The organism is Fibrobacter sp. UWH1, from assembly GCF_002210365.1.
Taxonomy (GTDB): Bacteria; Fibrobacterota; Fibrobacteria; order Fibrobacterales; family Fibrobacteraceae; genus Fibrobacter.
In genome coordinates, this window is sequence record NZ_MWQG01000019.1 from 1 (window position 1) to 19,020 (window position 19,020).

Consider the following 19,020-nt stretch of genomic DNA (forward strand, 5'->3'; position numbering starts at 1 on the left):
GCTTCGCTTGTCTTGAATCAATTAAGCCTTCTTCGGCTTTTCGGCAGGGGCGGCAGCCTGCATGCCGATGTCAATCTTTCCGAATTTCGCTTCGTAGGCATTCAAGGTGGCCCCAAGCATGATGGCGAGGCGCTTGGCCGTGTACGGGGTCATCACCACGCGCTCGGCTATTTCCACGTTCACCTTGCCCTGGTTCATGTTCCAGGCCTGATTCAAGCCCAGAAGCATCATGATTTCTTCACGGCCGCCCACGACGTTCGTTGCGTTCACGTAAAGGCTTTTCATGTTGCCGTCGTTCCAGACTACTTCTGGAAGGGAGTTGGCCGCTTTATTTTCTTTTTTTTCGTTCATGAGAATAGCTCCAAATAAAATAACACGCCAAATGTAACAACAACAAACTATAAAAAAAAACTTATTTTAACTTTATTTGCGTTCTTTTTACAAAAGTAATTTTTTTTCTTCTTGTATTTTCCGTGTTTATTTTTATTTTTGTGCCCATTTTCTATACAACGGTATCTTTATGCAAGTCAAACAGGCTTTCTCCTTTGCAATGTGCGTCATTGCAGCATGTGTCATCGGCTGCTCTCCAACAAATTCCGAAGACAGCGAATACTCAAAATGGAGTTTTTCCGGCTCTGTCGTCGACGCCTCGAATAACGCAACTCTTTGTGGGGTAAAGATTTCATACCAAAACGCCTCCGGAGATCTCAAATCCACGGAAACCGACGAGGCCGGCAACTTTTTCATCGACGATTTGCCGTACGGTTCGCGAACCTTCACCTTCACGCACAGGGAAATTCAAAAAAAGGACACCTTGTACTACGCACCGCACGTCGAAACGGTCAACTCGACCAGCGAATCCTCGCACATGGAGGGGGTCGTCGCCACGTCATCCATGGTGATAAGGCTTTCTCCCCTCAATGCGGCCCTCAATGGAGAACTCTACATAAACGAAGCCAGTTCCGGGAAAGCCGTCCCGATAAAGGGGGCCTCCATATCCATCGTCCACCAGAGCGAAGATTACGTGAACCTGTTCCCCGAATCCTTCGACGGCTCGTCCGATTCACTCGGGAAGTTCACGTTCAAGAACTTGCCCGCAGATTCCGGGCTCGTCCTCAAAATAACCCCCGTCACATACAACGGGTTGCGCTACACCGCTACAGACAAAATCCTTCCACGCCTCAAGCCGAACGGCGCCATCGATCTGGGACGCACGTACCTCCAGCAGGACACCCTTGTCAAAAAGCAAAACGACATCAAGGCCTCTAACGTGATGGACAAGAACTACATGGGGTACGGGGAGCTCTCCCCCCTGATTGTCCCGTACTACGTATTCAACGAAAAGATTACGTCCAAGAACTTGTCGGTCAACGTAAGGAGCGATTCGGCAAACTTCTACGTAGAGCCGGTCATCAAAGGCGACACGCTGTTCCTGGCCCACCCCGATAGCGCCTTCGACGCAGAAACCAGGTATTCCGTGAGCATCACCGCATACGGCAAGGAGTCGGGCGAGCGCTACAATCTCGCCTTCAACGGGGATTCCGCATTTACAACGGGCAGAGGCCTCTACGCCATAACAAGCAACGCATGGCCCAGCAACGAAAAATACACGTCCTCCTTCGGCACGAGCGACACAATCTGGGTCAAGTTCAGCGAGGACCTCGTCTTGAGCGCCGACAAGATTCAGTGGAGTTTCGCCAGCGGCGCCACGCGCACCATCTACGCGCACAGCTACGGCAAGAACGCAGACGCCTGGGTCAAAAAGGACACTCTTTTCGTCAAACTGATGGATCGCATCCTCGACTCCCGCGTGCAGGGAGATACCATCGGCATGAACATCACCGCGTACGGCAAGAGCGGCCTTGTCCTCAAGAATTTCTCCCTTTACACAGAAATCCAGGTTCCCGAAAAGCAAAAAATCAAGGCGTCAAATGTCGTCGACAAGTCGCTCATGGGCTATAGGGACGTCTCCCCCCTGATTACGCCGTTCTTCGTTTTCGAAGAGGAACTTAGCAGCGCGAACCTTTCCGTCTCGGTGAAGGCCGGTTCAGACGTATTCTACGTCACCCCGACAGTGAAAAAAGACACCCTGTTCCTCAAGCACGATCGTTCGTTCCCCTCGGAAGCGAGCATCAGCGTGAGCATCGCAGTATACGGCAAAAAGTCCGGCGACCGCATATCGTACGAGCTCACCGGCGATTCCGCCTTCGTGACAGGGCGCGGACTCTACGCGGTCACAAGCAACGCATGGCCAAGCAACAAGGGCTACAAGGCAAGCTTCTCCGCCGAAGACACCATCTGGGTCAAATTCTCGAAGGCTCTTTCCACGAACACCGACAGGATACAATGGAGCAAGGCGAGCAACGCAAAGTACACCCTGTACGGCCATGGCGCCAACAAGAACGCAAACGCAAAGGTCAAGGGCGACACGCTGTTCATAACAATGCTCCCGAACGCCATCAACGAGTCCACCCAAAACGGCGACTCCGTCGGCGTAAACCTCACCGTCTACGCAACCGACGAGACTTATCTCGAAAAGTTCACATTGTACACGGAACTCGAGATTCCCTTGTCGAGCTCAAGCACCACAAAAAATGAATAAGTTGTTCAAAATACTGTTTTTCTGCACCGCCGTATTCGCTTTTTGCGCAAGCTCTGCACTAGCCGCAAGCTTCGACGGTATCACGGAACCGCTCGCGCAAGCCAGTATGGGCTTTACCGTATCCGGGAAAATCGACAGCATCTGGGTAAAAGAAGGCGAGTTCGTCCACAAGGGCGACACCTTGATGAACCTCATAAAGACCGAAGAGGAACTGCGTTCACGCATCACGAAAATCACCGCCGAGGACCTCTCGAGTGTTGTCTCGGCGAAGGCGAAAATGGACGCGTACGAAAAGGACTTGGAAGCCACGAAAAAGTTGTTCGAGACTTCGAATTCCATAAGCGCCGAACAGCTCTGGGAAAAGGAAATGAACTTCAATGTAGCGAAAGCCGAATGGGAAGCCGCAAAGGTATCCAAGTCCAAGGATTCCCTCGAGCACCGCATGGCACGCGCACAGCTGCTCAAGCAGTACCTAATCGCCCCCTTCGATGGAGAAATAGTTTCCATATCGAAGAACAGGAGCGAAAGCGTCGAAGCCCTCGAATCCGTCATCGAAATCGCGGACGTGCGCACATGCCGCATGACAGCCTACATCATTGTCAACAAGACGAACAAGCTGAAAATCGGCCAAAGCGTCAATCTTCAACTGAACGGCTCCGCGAAAAATCGGAACAAAATGGGAACCATTGAATTCATCTCGCCCGTCGTCGACAAGGCCAGCCTGCTACGAACAGTCAAGGTCATCTTCGACAATTCAAACCACTCCATAGAACCCGGCGTCACCGGCAAAATCATATTGCAATAATGCACAAACTTTCTGCACATTTGACGCTATTCGCTTTCATATTGATTTTTTCGGTCGCCAGTTCCTTTGCAACCGAAGACTCGCTCAGGCTCAACTTGGAAACGGCGCTCAAGATTCTTATCGACAACAACACCGATGTACAAGAAGCAAAATACAACTGGATTGCGCAAGCCGAGATGACAAAAGGGGCCTACGGGGATTTCGAGCCGCACTTAAACGGCCGTGCAAGCAAGGAAAGAGGCAACAGGCCGAGCGCCCTGTTCACGGAAACCAAGGACGAGTACAAAATCGGGATACAAGGGAAGCTACCCTCGGCTACGGAATACAGCGTGGGCTTCAACCAGGCGACCTACACCCATAGCGAATACACCTCGGAACTTTACTTTGGCGGCGAACTCCGCCAACACGTGCTGAAAGACGGCCTGCTCTACTTTTCGCCCACTGCGCAGCTCCGCGAAGCCTACCTGCAACAGGAAATCGCCTACCAGAAATACCGCAACACGCTCAGCGACGTTTTGGACAAGTTCTACGATGCCTACTGGAACTACTTTTACGCAGAGCAAACCCTGCAATTCGCCACGAAGTCGTCACAAGTCGCAAAACAAATCGCGGACGACGCAGAAAAAAGGCAGCAGTTGGGCATACTCTCGGTCCTTGACAAGCAGAAGGCCGTCGCCGAGTATTCCGACCGCGAGAGCGGACGCCTCACGGCAATGAATCAATTGCGAAGCGCAAGGCTCAACCTGCTACTTGCGATATCTGCAAGCGAAATCATCCAGGATCCGCGCCCCATCGCCATAAGCCTCCCTAGCGACATCGACACGTCTATCCAGGTAAAACCAGTTGACGCCGAAGATTCCATCTACCGCCTTCATCCCGCCTACATGCAGCAGCAGGCGGAACTCGACCTGCGCGAAGAGGAATTGAAGCTACATCGCACAAAATCGCTCCCGACGCTCGACATTATCGGGAATTACGGGATACGCAGCCGCGACAAGGAAGCAAGAACGGCTATTCGCAACTTCAAGCACCCCGAAAACCGTCAAACAGTGCTTGCCGGAGGAATCGAAATAGACATTCCACTGTTCGCAAACATCAATGAACGTCACCAGATTGCCGCACAGAAGGTAAACGTGAGAGCCGCACGTACACGCCTCGCGCTCATTCAGAACAAACTTTTAGAGGAATTCAGCATTCTGCAGAAAAGGTCCATCGAAATACGCGAGCAATGGAAATTCAGCGAAATCGCCGTCAACTACCACGAAACGGAACTGCAAGAAGAATTCAAAAAAATGGAACTCGGCAAAAGCAACTACCACATCATTTTCGACATGGAAGAGGACCTCCGCAAGGCGGAACAGCGCCACCTCGAGAATACACGCGATTTGCACCTTATCGACGTAAAGCTCCTCATCGCGAAAGGAGAGCTGTTGCGCGAAAACGGCCTAGAAACTTGGGATCAGGGCAAGCCCGCCCTACGCAAGGAGCTGCTGCATGAATAATTCCAACACAAATTTGGACGCCAACAAACTGCTCCAGGCGATGCAAGGGGCGCTCAGCAGTTCCAACGCAAAAATCAACCAAATGACCCAAGTATTCGACGTCACCCAAAACGTACTTGCGTGCGACAAATTCAAAACGGCGACGTTGTCCCTGGTCAGCGGGCTCTGCGACAAATACAACGCCGAAAGGGTGAGCCTCGGATGGGTCAAGCACGATTACGTTGTGCTAAAGGCTCTGAGCCACACCGACCATTTCGAGAAAAAAATGCAGGTGGTGCGAGACTTGGAAGGCATCATGGAAGAAGCCTACGAGCAAGACGCAGCCATCGTCTACCCCGCCCCCGAAAAGAACGTTCTTTCGATTCGCGAGCACGAACTGTACAGCACCAAATACCACACAAAGTACATACTCACCGTACCAATCCACAATGGCGACGAAATCATCGGAATCATCTGCTGCGAACGAAATTCGCAACCTTTCGACGACTTGAATTCTGAACAAATTTACCTGACATCGTCACTGTGCGCAGCAAGACTTGAAGAACTTTACAACAAAAGCTGCTGGTTCGGACTCCGCATGGTAAAAAAACTTCGGAAAATACTCTCCAAGCTTTTGGGAATCGAACACACGTGGGCAAAGCTATTCGGGATACTTGCAATAGCGCTGGTTCTATTCGCGACGCTTTACCCAATCCCTTACAGGGTTAGCGCTCCGGCAATCCTGAAAACAGACAAAATAATCTATACGACAGCCCCCTTCGACGGATACATCGATACCGTTTTTGTAAAGCCCGGCGACGTCGTTTACAAGGGAGCCCCATTACTCCGACTAAACCAGACAGAGCTCAAGCTTGAAGAAGCCGACCTCATGGCGCAGGAACAGGACTCCCGGCGCGAAATACAAAAAGCCCAGGCGGCCCACCAGCTTGCCGAAATGCGAATTCACCAAGCGCGCCTCGCGCAAACCCAAGCAAAGCTCAAGACAGTACGTTACAGGCTCTCCATGGCCGTGGTCGCCGTCACCGCCGACAGCGCCGTCATTATCGAAGGTGACCTGCAAAAACGCATCGGTGCCCCGGTAAACCAGGGAACGGAACTGTTCCAGATGGCATCCATCGAGAACATCTATGTCGAGATAAATGTGCCCGAACAGGAACTGCGCAACGTAAAACTCGGAACCCAGGGCCTGCTCGCCATCAAGAGCCGCCCCGAATACGTTTACCGGTTCGAGACGCAACACATCAGCCCCACCGCAGAGGTAAAGGAACAGGAGAACACCTTCGCCGTGCGCGGCGAGTTCGTCTACCAGACTCCGGCATGGTTCCGCCCCGGCATGACAGGTATCGCGAAGATTTTCGCGGGCAAGCGCACGCTCTGGTGGATTCTTTCACACCAGGCAATCGACTACCTTCGCCTGAAACTCTGGTGGTAAGGGGGCAAAAGCCCCGAAAAGCGACAACAAAGTGTGGTTGGAAGTCCTGCAAAATCGCAAAAAAATGATACTTCGATATAATTTCCCTACCAAAGGAAACCGGTCGCTGCATTCGCCTTATGAGGTTGTCCTCCCCCACCATATACAAAAAGGGCCGCATCGCTGCAGTCCTTTTTTTGTAATGCTGGTCTGGATCCTTCGACTCCGAGGCTACGCCTCTTCGCTCAGGATGACATGCTCAAAGGCCTGAAAGGCCGACCTCATACCTCAAGCTATACGAGACTTGACAACTTGTTGTCTTAGTCGAGTTATCCCCTATGGGGAGAATGCCTAGGGCATGAGCGACCTCACGCCTCATTAATCCTTGCCGTACACCTTTTCAGCGTAGGTAGCGGTTGCCATGAGGTATTCGCGGTTCATCTTGGCGATGTAATCCACGGTGATACCCTTCGGGCAAGCAGCCTGGCATTCGTAAAGGTTGGTGCAGTTACCAAAGCCTTCCTTGTCCATCTGTGCCACCATAGCGAGCACGCGCTTCTTGGCTTCGACCTTGCCCTGGGGCAAGAAGCTGAGGTGAGAAACCTTGGCAGAGACGAAGAGCATAGCGGAAGCGTTCTTACATGCAGCAACGCAAGCACCGCAACCAACGCAAGCAGCAGCGTCGAAGGCGCGGTCTGCATCAGCCTTGGGAACGGGAATCACGGAAGCTTCGGGAGCGGCACCGGTGTTGACGGAAACGTAGCCGCCAGCAGCGATGATGCGGTCGAATGCGGAACGGTCCACAGCGCAGTCACGGATAACCGGGAATGCGGCAGCGCGCCACGGTTCGATCACGATGGTATCGCCATCCTTGAACTTACGCATGTGCAGCTGGCAAGTGGTGATGCCGTGGTCGGGACCATGGGGCATACCGTTGATGACCAGAGAGCACATACCGCAAATGCCTTCGCGGCAGTCGTGGTCGAAAGCAAAGCCTTCCTTGCCCTGCTTCATCTGTTCTTCGTTGACAATGTCCAGCATTTCCAGGAAGGACATGTCGGGAGAAATGTCGCTGATCTTGACAGTTTCGAACTGTCCCTTGGTCTTGGAGTCCTTCTGACGCCAAATCTTCAAAGTCAAATTCATATTGCCGTGGCTCATTATTTGTAGCTCCTAGTAACGAGGTGGACGTTATCGAATGTGAGAGGTTCCTTGTGGAGTTCGGGCTTTTCGCCATCGCCCTTGAATTCCCAAGCACCGACGTAGCAGAAGTGTTCGTCGTCACGCTTTGCTTCGCCTTCTTCGGTCTGGCTTTCTTCACGGAAGTGACCGCCGCAAGATTCTTCACGGTGGAGGGCGTCGAGAGTGAGGACTTCTGCGAATTCAAGGAAGTCAGCCAGACGGCCAGCGCGTTCCAGGTTCTGGTTGAAGGAACCTTCGGAACCGACGACGTTGACGTTTTCGTAGAATTCTTCGCGGAGTGCGGGGATTTCCTGGAGAGCCTTTTCGAGGCCAGCCTTGTTACGGGCCATACCAACGTATTCCCACATGATGTTACCGAGCTGACGATGGATATCGTTAACAGTGCGGTGACCCTTGATGGAAAGGAGCTTGGAAATCTTTTCTGCGGTCTGCTTCTTGCAGTCTTCGAAAGCAGGATCAGATTCGGAAACCTTTTCCAGCTTGGTGCCTGCGAAGTAGCCACCGATGGTGAACGGAATCACGAAGTAACCATCGGAGAGGCCCTGCATAAGAGCAGAAGCGCCGAGACGGTTAGCACCGTGGTCAGAGAAGTTTGCTTCACCGAGAACGAAGCAGCCCGGGATGGTGGACATCAAATCGTAGTCAACCCACAGACCACCCATGGTGTAGTGGATTGCCGGGAAGATGCGCATCGGAACCTTGTACGGGTCTTCGTCAACGATCTTTTCGTACATCTGGAAGAGGTTACCATACTTAGCAGAAACGCCTGCAACGCCCATGCGCTTGATAGCGTCTGCGAAGTCCAGGTAAACTGCGAGGCCGGTGTTGCCTACGCCGAGACCGGCGTCGCAAACCTGCTTAGCGTTACGGGAAGCCACGTCACGAGGAACGAGGTTACCGAAGCTGGGGTACTTTTCTTCGAGGTAGTAGTAACGATCTTCTTCAGGAATCTGGTCCGGAGAACGCTTGTCGCCAGCCTTACGGGGAACCCAAATACGGCCATCGTTACGGAGAGATTCAGACATCAGAGTCAGCTTGGACTGCAGGTCTCCATGACGGGGCAAGCAGGTCGGGTGAATCTGAGTGTAGCAGGGGTTAGCAAATGCGGCACCCTTCTTGTAAGCGCGGAATGCTGCAGTGACGTTAGAACCCTGAGCGTTGGTGGACAGGTAGTAGACGTTACCGTAACCACCGGTGCAAAGGCAGACTGCGTCGCCAACGTGGCTTTCCAGTTCGCCAGTCACGAGGTTACGAACGATGATACCGCGAGCCTTGCCATCGACAACCACGAGGTCCATCATTTCGCGACGAGGAAGGAGAGTTACCTTGCCTGCTGCAACCTGGCGCATGAGAGCCTGGTATGCACCGAGGAGGAGCTGCTGACCGGTCTGACCGCGAGCGTAGAAGGTACGAGAAACCTGGGTACCACCGAAGGAACGGTTGTCCAGGAGGCCACCGTATTCACGGCCGAAGGGAACACCCTGAGCGACGCACTGGTCGATGATCAGGTTGGAGTTTTCGGCAAGACGATGAACGTTGGCTTCACGAGCGCGGAAGTCACCGCCCTTAACGGTATCGTAGAAAAGACGATAGACAGAGTCACCATCGTTCTTATAGCTCTTAGCAGCATTGATACCACCCTGGGCAGCAATGGAGTGAGCACGACGGGGAGAGTCCTGAATGCAGAAGGACTTCACATTGTAGCCCAGTTCTGCGAGAGAAGCTGCAGCGGAAGCACCAGCAAGACCGGTACCCACCACGAGAACGGTGAACTTACGCTTGTTAGCGGGGTTCACGAGCTTCAGTTCAAACTTATGCTTGGTCCACTTTTCTTCAATGGAACCACCAGGAATTTTAGAATCGAGAATCATTAGTTATGGTCTCCATTAAACGTTGGTGGAAATGATGCCGACAGAGGGAACGACGAAAGAAGTCTTAGCTTCGGGAGCGGCCTTCTTCTGTTCCAGCTGCTGCTGGAGTTCATGAGACTTGGCGCGGAGAGCTTCGGTTTCCGGCTGATGAGCGATGTAGCAGGAGAATGCAGCTTCAACAGCAAAGCCGATTGCAATCACGATGCTGTATGCAATGCCGATAACTTCGATAACCGGAGTCCACTTCTGGTGAGCAAGGCCGAGAGTCTGGAAAGCAGAAGAAATGGCATGGAACAGGTGGATGCCGATAACGAGCATGGCAACCAGGTAGAACACGGTCCAAACCGGGTTAGCAAACATGTCGATGGTGGTGAGCCACATGTCGCGGACGATTTCGCCGGCAGCGTTCTGGTACAGGTAGTGAGCACCGAACTTGAGGTTAGCGAGATGCTGGATGCCAAAGCCGAGAATGATAAGGCCGGTCCAGATCATGGTGAAGGTAGCGAAGGACTTGTTACCCTTGCGAGCGTTGACTTCGTAACCCACAGCGCCACGAGCCTTCTTGTTTTCGAGCTTCAGCAAAACGCCGAGACCGATATGGAGACCGAATGCAGCAACCATGCCCAGTTCCATGAGGTAAATCAACTTTACCGGGAAGTGGAGCGGGTTGAAGCTGGTCAGGAATTCAGTATAGGCATTGTAGGATGCCTGTGCTGCAGACTGATCAAAGTTCAGCAACTGGAGGTTGCCGCACATGTGAACGAGGATGAACAGAGCGAGGAACGCACCAGAGCATCCCATGATCTGTTTCTTACCAATGGAAGAGGTAAGGTACTTGATGATCCATTGCATTGTTTTGTGTCTCCTTGAGAGGGGTCTTTTTTTTGTTTGTAATTCTAGCAGACCTTAAACTGCCATTAGAGGATGCAGCAAGCCTTCTTGCTTGCAGCTTCGTAGGCGTAGCGGTCTTCCTTCTTGAACCAGAAGTCCAGTTCGCGTTCTGCGGATGCAGGACTGTCGGAGCTGTGGACAACATTTTCGGTCATGGAAGGAGCAAAGTCGTAGCGGAGGGTACCCGGTTCTGCCTTAGCCGGATTGGTTGCACCGTTGATTGCGCGAACCTTGGCAATGGCATTTTCACCACCCAGAGCGAGCATCACGGAAGGACCCTTAGTCATGTAGGCTTCCAGTTCCGGGAAGAAGGGCTTCTCGACGTGTTCGGCATAGAAACCGCGAGCGTCAGCAGAAGTCATCTGATGCATCTTGATAGCGCAGACGGAGAGGCCTGCAGCTTCGTAACGGGCAATAATTTGACCAATCAGGCCGCTCTTCACGGCGTTGGGCTTGATCATAGCGAATGTCATTTCCATAGGGTATACCACCTTTTATTGTGAGTGCGTTAAATATAACTCTTTATTCTTCGGCGCTGATCTTCTTGAGCAGGTCGTCGGCAAGTTTTCCGTCTGATTCAATGTTCTGCACCAGCCAGTCCACCGACTCCTTCAGTTCGCTGTTCGGATATTTCTGTTGGAAAGTCTTGAGGACCTGGAGAGCCTCATCGTTCTTATTGAGATTCTCGCTCAAGATAAAACCGCGGCTGAACAAGGACTTTTCCGCTTCAGGGCTATCGGGGAAGATTTCGTAGCAAGCCTGATACTCCGCTTCAGCTTCTTCAAAGCGGCCTGTCTCGTTATAAATTTGAGCGCTTTCGTAGATAGCCAACTTCACAAGAGAATCGTTTTCGCCATAGGCAAAAATCAAATTGCGATAGGCTTCCAGGGCTTCATCATTCAAGCCTTCCTTACGCAAGGAATCAGCGTTGGCCACCAGTCGATCAGCCAAGATCGTAGGCTCCCATTCCTGGATACTGCTATCGTAGAAGTGAAGCACAGCAGACTGGTAACTTTCAGCAGCAAAGCGGGCTTCACTCATATCGCTCTGCATCCTCCAGTTCTGTCTGAAGAGGACCGGAAGAGTTTGTTTGAAATCAAGTTTAAAGTAGCTAGATTTTTTACTCAGGAAATATTCGTGCCTAAGGATATTCATCGGGAACATTGCTGCGGCACGAACCTCACTGCGTCCCTGTTCAAAGGAATATTCCTGATGCACGGGGCTTCCATAACGTTCGTAGAAAGCCTTCAGGGAATCTTCGCTAACTTCTACGTTCTGACGTTTCTTAAAGAAGTAGTTATCGAAGATGAAATTTCGACGGGCTGCACGCACCAAGGCGCGGTATTCCCAGGTTTTATCCAGTTTCAAATTCAGGGCAGCCTTGCTGAACAGCAGTCTTTCTACAACCATGCTAAACAAGCGCTGATGGTTGCTAGCATTGACCTCGGCCATGAAATCCCTTTTGCAAATACGCTTCAGTTCCCCTTCAGTCAGCAAAGTTTCACCATTTTCAGACAGGAGAACATAGGAAGAATCCACATCAAAGAATTCTCCGCTAGCCAACCCCTGCTTGATAGAGGCTTCAACGCGATCAAAAGTCTTTTGTTTCGGCTGAACCAGGGAAGACAGATAGAATACGTGGTAGGCATTACCGACATCGCCCTTGATTACAGGCGATACAAAGCCTGCATCCTTGCCATTCAAGGCGGCACTCAAACCAGAAACCATGCCAATACCGTACGGCATGGCAAAGCCGTCCTTGACGTAGCCGACAAAGCCGCCTTCCTTGGCGGTAGCTTTATTTGCACTCTTTGTGGAAGCGATTTTCTTGAAATTTTCAAGGTCAGTGGTTTCGTTAAACAGGGCTGCCAGGGCAACGGAATCTGTTCCCTGCACATGATACAGCTCATAACCGGGGGCAGTCATGAACATATCCATATGCTTTTCGTAGAAAGCCTTCGGTTCCGGCTTAGGCAATTCATGGAACGTCACATGAAGGTCTGAGGCGAGGTTCCTTGCAATCTGTTCCTTGAGTTCAGAACGGTGGAGTTCAACGAACTTGGTCTTCCAAGTTATGGAATCTTCTCTGGACGTAGAGCCCATCAAGTGTTCTTTCAAGTAAGCATTCAAGGCTTCCTTGGAATGAGACATATAGTATTCGCAGGCAACAATTCCCTGAATGACACTAAAATCAGGAAGGGGCGCCTCTTCAAACAGGCTGCGATGTTCGTCATAGAAATGACGAAGTTCCGGTTCGGAATAAGTAAGGCGTTCATTCAGGTAGAAACGCTGATAGACGGAAGCAAGCAGCTTGGGCTCAATCAAACCGAGAAATTCTTCCCATTCCTTGTTCAACTCGGGGAACTGTGTCAAAGCCTTGGAAACGACGGCTTCCTTCGCATAAACATTTTCGTAGAGACGCTTGTTCAAAGGTTCCTTGGAGGAAATGGAATTTTTCATCAAGAGAACAAGGTCTTCTCGATAGACGACTTCCTTATCAATGCGAGCAAGAATGGTATCCTTATCCCCCACACTGTTGCAGCCAGTCAAGGCAAACAGATTTAGGAGACTCACAGTAAAAAAGGCAAAGCGGAGTTTCATGTAACCTCTTGTTTCCGGCGGGCTCCAAAGCCCAATAATAGCGCACTGAATATAGTAATAATAATAGGTAAAAAAGCAAAATTTCCGCTCAAATTACAGGTGTGCGCCCGATATCGGAAAGCGACAATAAAATACTACACAAAAAAGCACTTGTGTACAAATTACGAGCCGTTTTCATAACTTGTTGACCATCAACGAATTATCGCATTTTCTATACTTGGACTCAGTTTGAAAAAACGCAAACAGACATTCTTTGGAACAGCATTTTTTGCAACTGCTGCAGTAGGCGCCATCGCTCTTGGCGTCTGGTTTGTTCATGCGTTTGTGGAACGCTACCTTTCCGCCCCACACACTTTTTCCGGGGTAACGATTACCCCCTACGGCCACAACGCGCAGTCCCTGTTAGAGCATTCCTTCGATTCCCTTTTCATTTCGACGGACTCTACCGAAGTAAAAATCATAAACCCTAACCTGGACATCACCATTCTTGGAGAAAACCGGGGGGTAAGCCTGAAAATGGACCATGTGGATGCATTCATCGCCATTCCACAAAGCGACACCCTTTCTGCGACAAAAGATACCACCAACCCTGCATTCCCCGACAACCTTAGATTCCCGGCAAACGTTTCAGTCAACATCGAGGACGCAAACATCAGGCTGTCCGACGGAAAGTCCTGGAACGCCAAGGGGCTCAGCGTACAGAACAACGGGGAATACGCGCTCAACGTAGGAATCAGGCAAGTCAACGGAGACTTCGTAAGCAACCCCGCCTCAGTCAAGATGAAAGGGGACTTCGCAGGGGCAAAGCTGACTTTAGAGGCTAGCGTAAAAACAAGCAAGGATTCCGTCCAGATCAAGGCAAACGTTCCCAAGAAGGACATGAGCCGAATCAAGGCGAAGACCAACATTTCTGTAAAGAACCCCGCCGAATGGTTGCCGTTCAAGCTCCCCGAAGAGATTCCTGAAATCGGTAAAATCGATGTCGTTGCCGAGGCAACCTTAGACACCCGAAAGGAAACGGTCTTCTACAACAGCACCATCCGCACACGAGTCGGAGCCCTGTGGCCGCTGGAACCGGAACGAGTGACAATCAAGGTCCAGGGAAATCAGGAAAAGATTAACGCAGACATTCTTCTGCAAAACGACGAAGGCGGCTCCATCCACCTTGCCGGAGATTTCGACACGAATCTTAACGGACACGTAGAAGGCAAGGTCGAAAACATGAGCGCCCTGTACGGACCGCAGATGATGCCTATGGACGTAGACATTCGTTCCGCCGACATAAACGACATGGTCATCCGAGCCTCCCTGGAAACAAGACAGGGGTCCTACGTCAATGGAACAATCGACTTGAGGGATTCCCTGATGATTACATTCATCGGAGACATCTCCCCTTACGAACCTTGGGCTCTGGACTGGACTCACGGAAACTTGACCTTGGGCGGAAGACCGCAACTTTACGGAACCTGCGACGGACACAAGCTCCGAATTCTGGCGAAGTTCGACACCGTTGCCTACGCCTATCACATGACGGCCGATTCCATGCAAGTCACCCTGGATCTTGACACCAAGGGAATTGATTTTTCAAAGGGTGTCATCTACACCCCGAATGAAACGTTCGATTTCGATGGCGACGTAAAATGGAATCATGAACGTCCTCACACCTCATGGAACATCACTCAACGACATGGCGGTAAGGCCAGCGCCTATATCGACATCGGAGATTCTATCGCAATTGATGTCAGCGCAGACAAGGCCATCATTGCAACAATACCCTTTGCGGATTTGTCCATATCAGACCGAATTAGAGGCCGCGTGAGCGGAATGTGGCATTGGAATATCGACGACTCCACTGGATTCGCCAACGTTACCATTGACGGCGAAGTGGCCGAATACAACATGGTTGCAGACGTAATCGCAAGACAGAATAAGGACACGATTTTCATTGACAGAGCCCATAGCATTTACAACAGGAATGAAGTAAACGCATACGGTTCATTCATATTGCCCAATGATTCGAACCCGGATTTCAAGCCCACTCCCTTCCTTCCCATCCAGGTTCTCGAAGCAAGTATTTCCTCAAATGACTTCAGTATTCCGCTCCTGCTAGAGCCACTAAACGACAGCACCTTCGCCTCCGGTATGCTCTCGGGCCAATTGTCGTTCAACCAGAATACAGGCGTTATGGGGAACCTGGACTTCTCCAATATCGAGTTTAACGACCTCTCGCCAGATTTGCTCCGAATCAAGAAGTTGAACATCTTTGCAGAAAAAGACAAGGTCGAGCTAAATTCCTATCTGGACATTGGCCGTGGTGGTTGGACAGGAAACACGCAGATAATCATCGATCATATTTTTGACGACAGGCGACACCTCAGTTTCTCTCATGGAAGTGACAATGGTGGCACTTTATGGTCGGAAGGCTTCATCGACAACGACTTGAAGTTCAAGGGTACCGTTGACGCAAACGGTTCCTGGTACATTCCCGGAACTATCAGCGAAATCACCAACACGGACCTCCATGTCGACATTACCGCAGACATCCGCAAGGGATTCAAGGGAATTACTGCAGACATCACCGCAGATTCCACTCGATATAACCCGCCCAAGATGAACGTTTCCTTCCCCATCAGTTTAAGAGGACGCATTGAAAACGGTCTACTGGACATTTCCTCCGCCAAGACAACCAATCGCAATAACGAAACTATCGAAGCTACATTAAAATTCCAACTCGACAGTCTAAAGCTTAATGCCATTGACGTTAGGTCAGACCGCTACACGATTGAGATGGACCAGCACAAGCTGGTTCTGGAAGGTATCAGCGGGCACCTTGAAGATGGAGACGAAAATCTCACCATAACCGCAGACATTCCAAAGATCACTTACAATTTTAACGATGACGTTATTGGACAGGCTGAAGCATTAGCCAGAGGCGACATTGCCTACATTATCCCCCATAGCAAGGCGGGCCAGATTCAGAACAACACCATCGCAGGAAACATCCTTATAGACAAACTCGTTTATTATCGCGATCTTGATATCGAAGTTACACCTTCGGCCATTGACAAATACATCGCCATGTTCAACAACGGCGTCGCCAAGTTAAAGAAAAAAGAAGTTCAAGAAGAAAAGCTCTCTACGGCAAGCCCAATCAATCTTTCACTTCATATTAGCGATTCCCAAAGGGATTCTGTTGGTATCGTGACACCGTTCGCTACCTTCCCCGTTACTTTGGACATCTGGGTTTTGGGCAATACCACAAGGCCCTTGCTCAGAGGTGACATTGCAAATACGAACAACGGATTTATCGGCATCCACGAAGTCTACGAATTCAACTTGAACTCCTTCCAAATTTCTTGGAACGATGTGCCCTGGCAAAAGGGCGTTATCGACGTAACCAGTAGCCAGGATCTTCCCTATTGTAACGAAAATTCAGAAAGCGTTAACGAAACCTGTCCTATCAATTTGGACATTCAGGGAACAATTACCAATCCCCAGCCCATGCCATCTTCGAATTGCGGTATCGAATCATCCCCTGCGGTAATTTACTACAACGTTCTCCTAGGCTGTATTGCAGACAAAGGCGGCGAATCCGCAGACTGGAACCGAATCGCAGGCAAGGCAATCGGCAAGGTTATTTCAACAACGGCAAACAAGACTCTTGGCGGCGACTACATTGGCGACATTGACATGAAGGTGATGCTGTTTGAAAACACCACCACCAGCGACAAGGATTCCAGCTACTTCAAGATTCCGGTTTCATTAGACCGCTGGGTAAAAAATTTGAGTCTGGTATTCGGCTATACCAAGGACCAGAGCGTAAACCCCACCTACGAACAATCCGTTCAGTTCGGAGCTAACTACACACTTCCTGTATTCCAGGAAGCTGAATACTCCCACAAGAACCACATTGCACCGGCATTATCACTTAACGCCCTATTAACCAGAAAGCAATACCTGACCAACTCCGGTACAGAACGCGACGATGACCGACTTGAAAAGAATATCGGCATCAACTATGTCTACCGTTATTGGAACCCCTGCTTGCTAGGAATCGGCCGTTGTGAAAGCATAGGTAGCCAGCATACCCAAAATCAGGATTCCAGGGAGGACACATCCAAATGAATAAATTTCTAATCCTCCTCTTGGCAATGATTGCGTTTTCATGGGCAGCAGACGATGTAAAGCATCCCTGGTTTGTACAAATCTCCGGAAACAAGGCGTTCACTAATTACCAGTTAGAAGAACAGCTCGACGTTCCCGAAGAGTTCGGCCAGATGGACACCACAAAGCAAGACTTCCTCATGAGACTTTCTATAGAGAACATCAAGGCTCTCTATTACTCTAGAGGTTACTACAGCCTTGACATGGCACTCAACATCCGCAAGGACACAACCTCGGAAGGTATTGTCCAGAGAGGTTATATCATCCACATCCGAGACGGCGAACGTTACAAATTTAGCGGTGCAAAAATCATCGTTCCCGAAGAAGCAAAATTGGAAATTGACGAAAGCAAATTGAACATTTCAAAGGAAAACTATTACAACCAGGAAGACATCTCGGAAGACCTGCAGGAAATCCAGCGCGTATACCGCAAGGAAGGCTATCTTCACGCCTATCTTTCTTCCATTGAAATGTTGGATTCCCTACACAAGAAGATATTTGTCGAGATTACAATTACCCCAGGTGCCAAAGTCCTGATGGGAAACATGATCAGCACCAGCTTCCGTTCCGCCGACAAAAAACTGCAGGGGCCAACGGAAGCAGGACTTACGGATACCGCCTGGCTTTCAAGCCTATGGAAAATCGAACAAGGCGAACTGATTGACGGAAACCAGTACAATTCATTCAAGTCGAAACTGTTCTCGACCCAGTTGTTCACTCAGGTAAAAATGAGCGACACCCTCCGCGAAGACGGTCTGTCTGACGTATATCTAAACGTAACGGAGCGTGTACCCGGCGAAACTCGTTACGGATTTTTCTATGAAGAAATCTACGGATTCGGAGCCTTGGCCTACGCTCGTCACAAAAACTTCTTCGGTCACTTCCACGAATTTTCATCAAGTGTTCAAATTGCACAACACAAGCAGGAAGCCTCCATCGGTTACGCAAACCCGCTACTTTTCGGAACATCCGTAAGCTTTATTCCCACAGCAATCCGTTTCGACAACCGACTGACATTAAACCACGAAAAAATCACGCAGCCCGCCTACGATGACCGATACGAAGAACGCTACGAAATCATCAACCGAGGAGACATTACCTTCGGCATTACCAACCATATTAGATTCCGCGGCACGATCGATACCCGATACGTTTCCAAAGCCAAGGATACCGTACTTGTCGTAAGCAAGGAGAATTCAGGCGCCGCAGACATCAGCGATACAGCAAGCCTCTCAAGTTCACAGGACTCTTTGCTAGAAACGCAAAATAAAGATAAGTTGCTTAAGCTAAAGGGTGAAATTGCCCTTACATTTGACTTTACCAACGACTATTTCAACCCCACCAAGGGAATCCGCCTTGCCCCCACATTCGGCGCAGGAACGAACTGGGACGGCGATCTGAAATCATTCAACATGAGAGGCGATCCCTACACCTACGGCGAAATAACAGCAAACGCCTACCTCCCCCTATTCTGGACATTTTTCGGAGCAATTAGTGGAAGTACGGGCCGCTTCTTCGCAAAGGCCCTGGAAGAAGACGCACGCATTTTCTACCAGGGCGGTTCCCGATCCGTTCGCGGTTATAAATTCAGACATATTTTTGCCAGCCGAGATTCTATCATCTACACAGGGCAAGAATCTTCCATCAAGGCAGACACAATCATCAACACGGGCCTTACCCCCACCTACTTCAGATTCAACGAAGAAATCCGCTGGATGTTCCCCTGGAAAGGATGGAGACACTGGCAACTCGTACAATTCTACGACTGGGCTAAAGTAACCGACGATGAAGACGACATCTACACATCAGCCCGAAATGAAAGCCTTGGCCTCGGAATTCGCTATAGTTGGCAATTCCTGACTTTCCGACTTGATTACGCCTTCAAGAAAAATTTGACCGATTGGAGTGCAGAAGGATTCGCCTGGAGCAGATTCGCCTTCGACCTATCCCACACGTTCTAAAGTCAAAAC

At 50.4% G+C, this 19,020-nt stretch carries 12 protein-coding genes; 6 read left to right on the top strand and 6 right to left on the bottom strand.

What is annotated here, in order from left to right:
• Window positions 1–21: 21 nt before the first annotated feature.
• Window positions 22–351, bottom strand: coding sequence for a DUF3467 domain-containing protein (locus B7992_RS09795; protein WP_073161614.1), 330 nt, complete (start codon window positions 349–351; stop codon window positions 22–24).
• Between the two features lie 169 nt (window positions 352–520).
• On the opposite strand from B7992_RS09795, the gene B7992_RS09800 reads away from it, so the two are divergent.
• The 4 genes from B7992_RS09800 to B7992_RS09815 all read left to right on the top strand — a co-directional run bounded on the left by B7992_RS09800 (window position 521) and on the right by B7992_RS09815 (window position 6,341).
• Window positions 521–2,602, top strand: coding sequence for a carboxypeptidase-like regulatory domain-containing protein (locus B7992_RS09800; protein ID WP_141100435.1), 2,082 nt, complete (start codon window positions 521–523; stop codon window positions 2,600–2,602).
• Window positions 2,595–3,407, top strand: a complete 813-nt coding sequence (locus B7992_RS09805; protein ID WP_073161611.1) for an efflux RND transporter periplasmic adaptor subunit — start codon at window positions 2,595–2,597, stop codon at window positions 3,405–3,407. The genes B7992_RS09800 and B7992_RS09805 overlap by 8 nt, the downstream gene beginning before the upstream one ends.
• The gene (locus tag B7992_RS09810; protein WP_088666176.1) at window positions 3,407–4,909 is read left to right on the top strand and encodes a TolC family protein; all 1,503 of its coding nucleotides are present in this window, start codon (window positions 3,407–3,409) and stop codon (window positions 4,907–4,909) included. Before B7992_RS09805 ends, B7992_RS09810 begins: the two co-directional genes overlap by 1 nt.
• Window positions 4,910–4,991: 82 nt before the next feature.
• A complete protein-coding gene (locus B7992_RS09815; RefSeq protein ID WP_254917675.1) occupies window positions 4,992–6,341 on the top strand; it encodes an efflux RND transporter periplasmic adaptor subunit in 1,350 nt (449 codons plus the stop codon).
• A 357-nt stretch (window positions 6,342–6,698) separates the two neighbouring features.
• On the opposite strand, the gene B7992_RS09820 is transcribed toward B7992_RS09815, so the two are convergent.
• The 5 genes from B7992_RS09820 to B7992_RS09840 form a co-directional block, all read right to left on the bottom strand.
• The gene (locus B7992_RS09820; RefSeq protein ID WP_088666178.1) at window positions 6,699–7,481 is read right to left on the bottom strand and encodes a succinate dehydrogenase/fumarate reductase iron-sulfur subunit; all 783 of its coding nucleotides are present in this window, start codon (window positions 7,479–7,481) and stop codon (window positions 6,699–6,701) included.
• Complete coding sequence (locus B7992_RS09825) at window positions 7,481–9,394, bottom strand: fumarate reductase/succinate dehydrogenase flavoprotein subunit (protein ID WP_088666179.1); 1,914 nt, start codon at window positions 9,392–9,394, stop codon at window positions 7,481–7,483. The genes B7992_RS09820 and B7992_RS09825 overlap by 1 nt, the downstream gene beginning before the upstream one ends.
• A 15-nt stretch (window positions 9,395–9,409) precedes the next feature.
• Window positions 9,410–10,246, bottom strand: coding sequence for a succinate dehydrogenase cytochrome b subunit (locus B7992_RS09830; RefSeq protein ID WP_088666180.1), 837 nt, complete (start codon window positions 10,244–10,246; stop codon window positions 9,410–9,412).
• Window positions 10,247–10,311: 65 nt separating this feature from the next.
• The gene (gene ndk / locus B7992_RS09835) at window positions 10,312–10,764 is read right to left on the bottom strand and encodes a nucleoside-diphosphate kinase (protein WP_073158432.1); all 453 of its coding nucleotides are present in this window, start codon (window positions 10,762–10,764) and stop codon (window positions 10,312–10,314) included.
• Window positions 10,765–10,807: 43 nt separating this feature from the next.
• Window positions 10,808–12,886: a peptidyl-prolyl cis-trans isomerase gene (locus tag B7992_RS09840; protein ID WP_088666181.1), complete on the bottom strand. Its 2,079-nt coding sequence runs from the start codon at window positions 12,884–12,886 to the stop codon at window positions 10,808–10,810.
• Window positions 12,887–13,114: 228 nt separating this feature from the next.
• On the opposite strand from B7992_RS09840, the gene B7992_RS09845 reads away from it, so the two are divergent.
• A complete protein-coding gene (locus tag B7992_RS09845) occupies window positions 13,115–17,011 on the top strand; it encodes a hypothetical protein (protein WP_088666182.1) in 3,897 nt (1,298 codons plus the stop codon).
• On the top strand, window positions 17,008–19,011 hold the full coding sequence (locus B7992_RS09850) for a BamA/TamA family outer membrane protein (RefSeq protein ID WP_088666183.1): 2,004 nt from the start codon (window positions 17,008–17,010) through the stop codon (window positions 19,009–19,011). Before B7992_RS09845 ends, B7992_RS09850 begins: the two co-directional genes overlap by 4 nt.
• Window positions 19,012–19,020 lie beyond the last annotated feature (9 nt).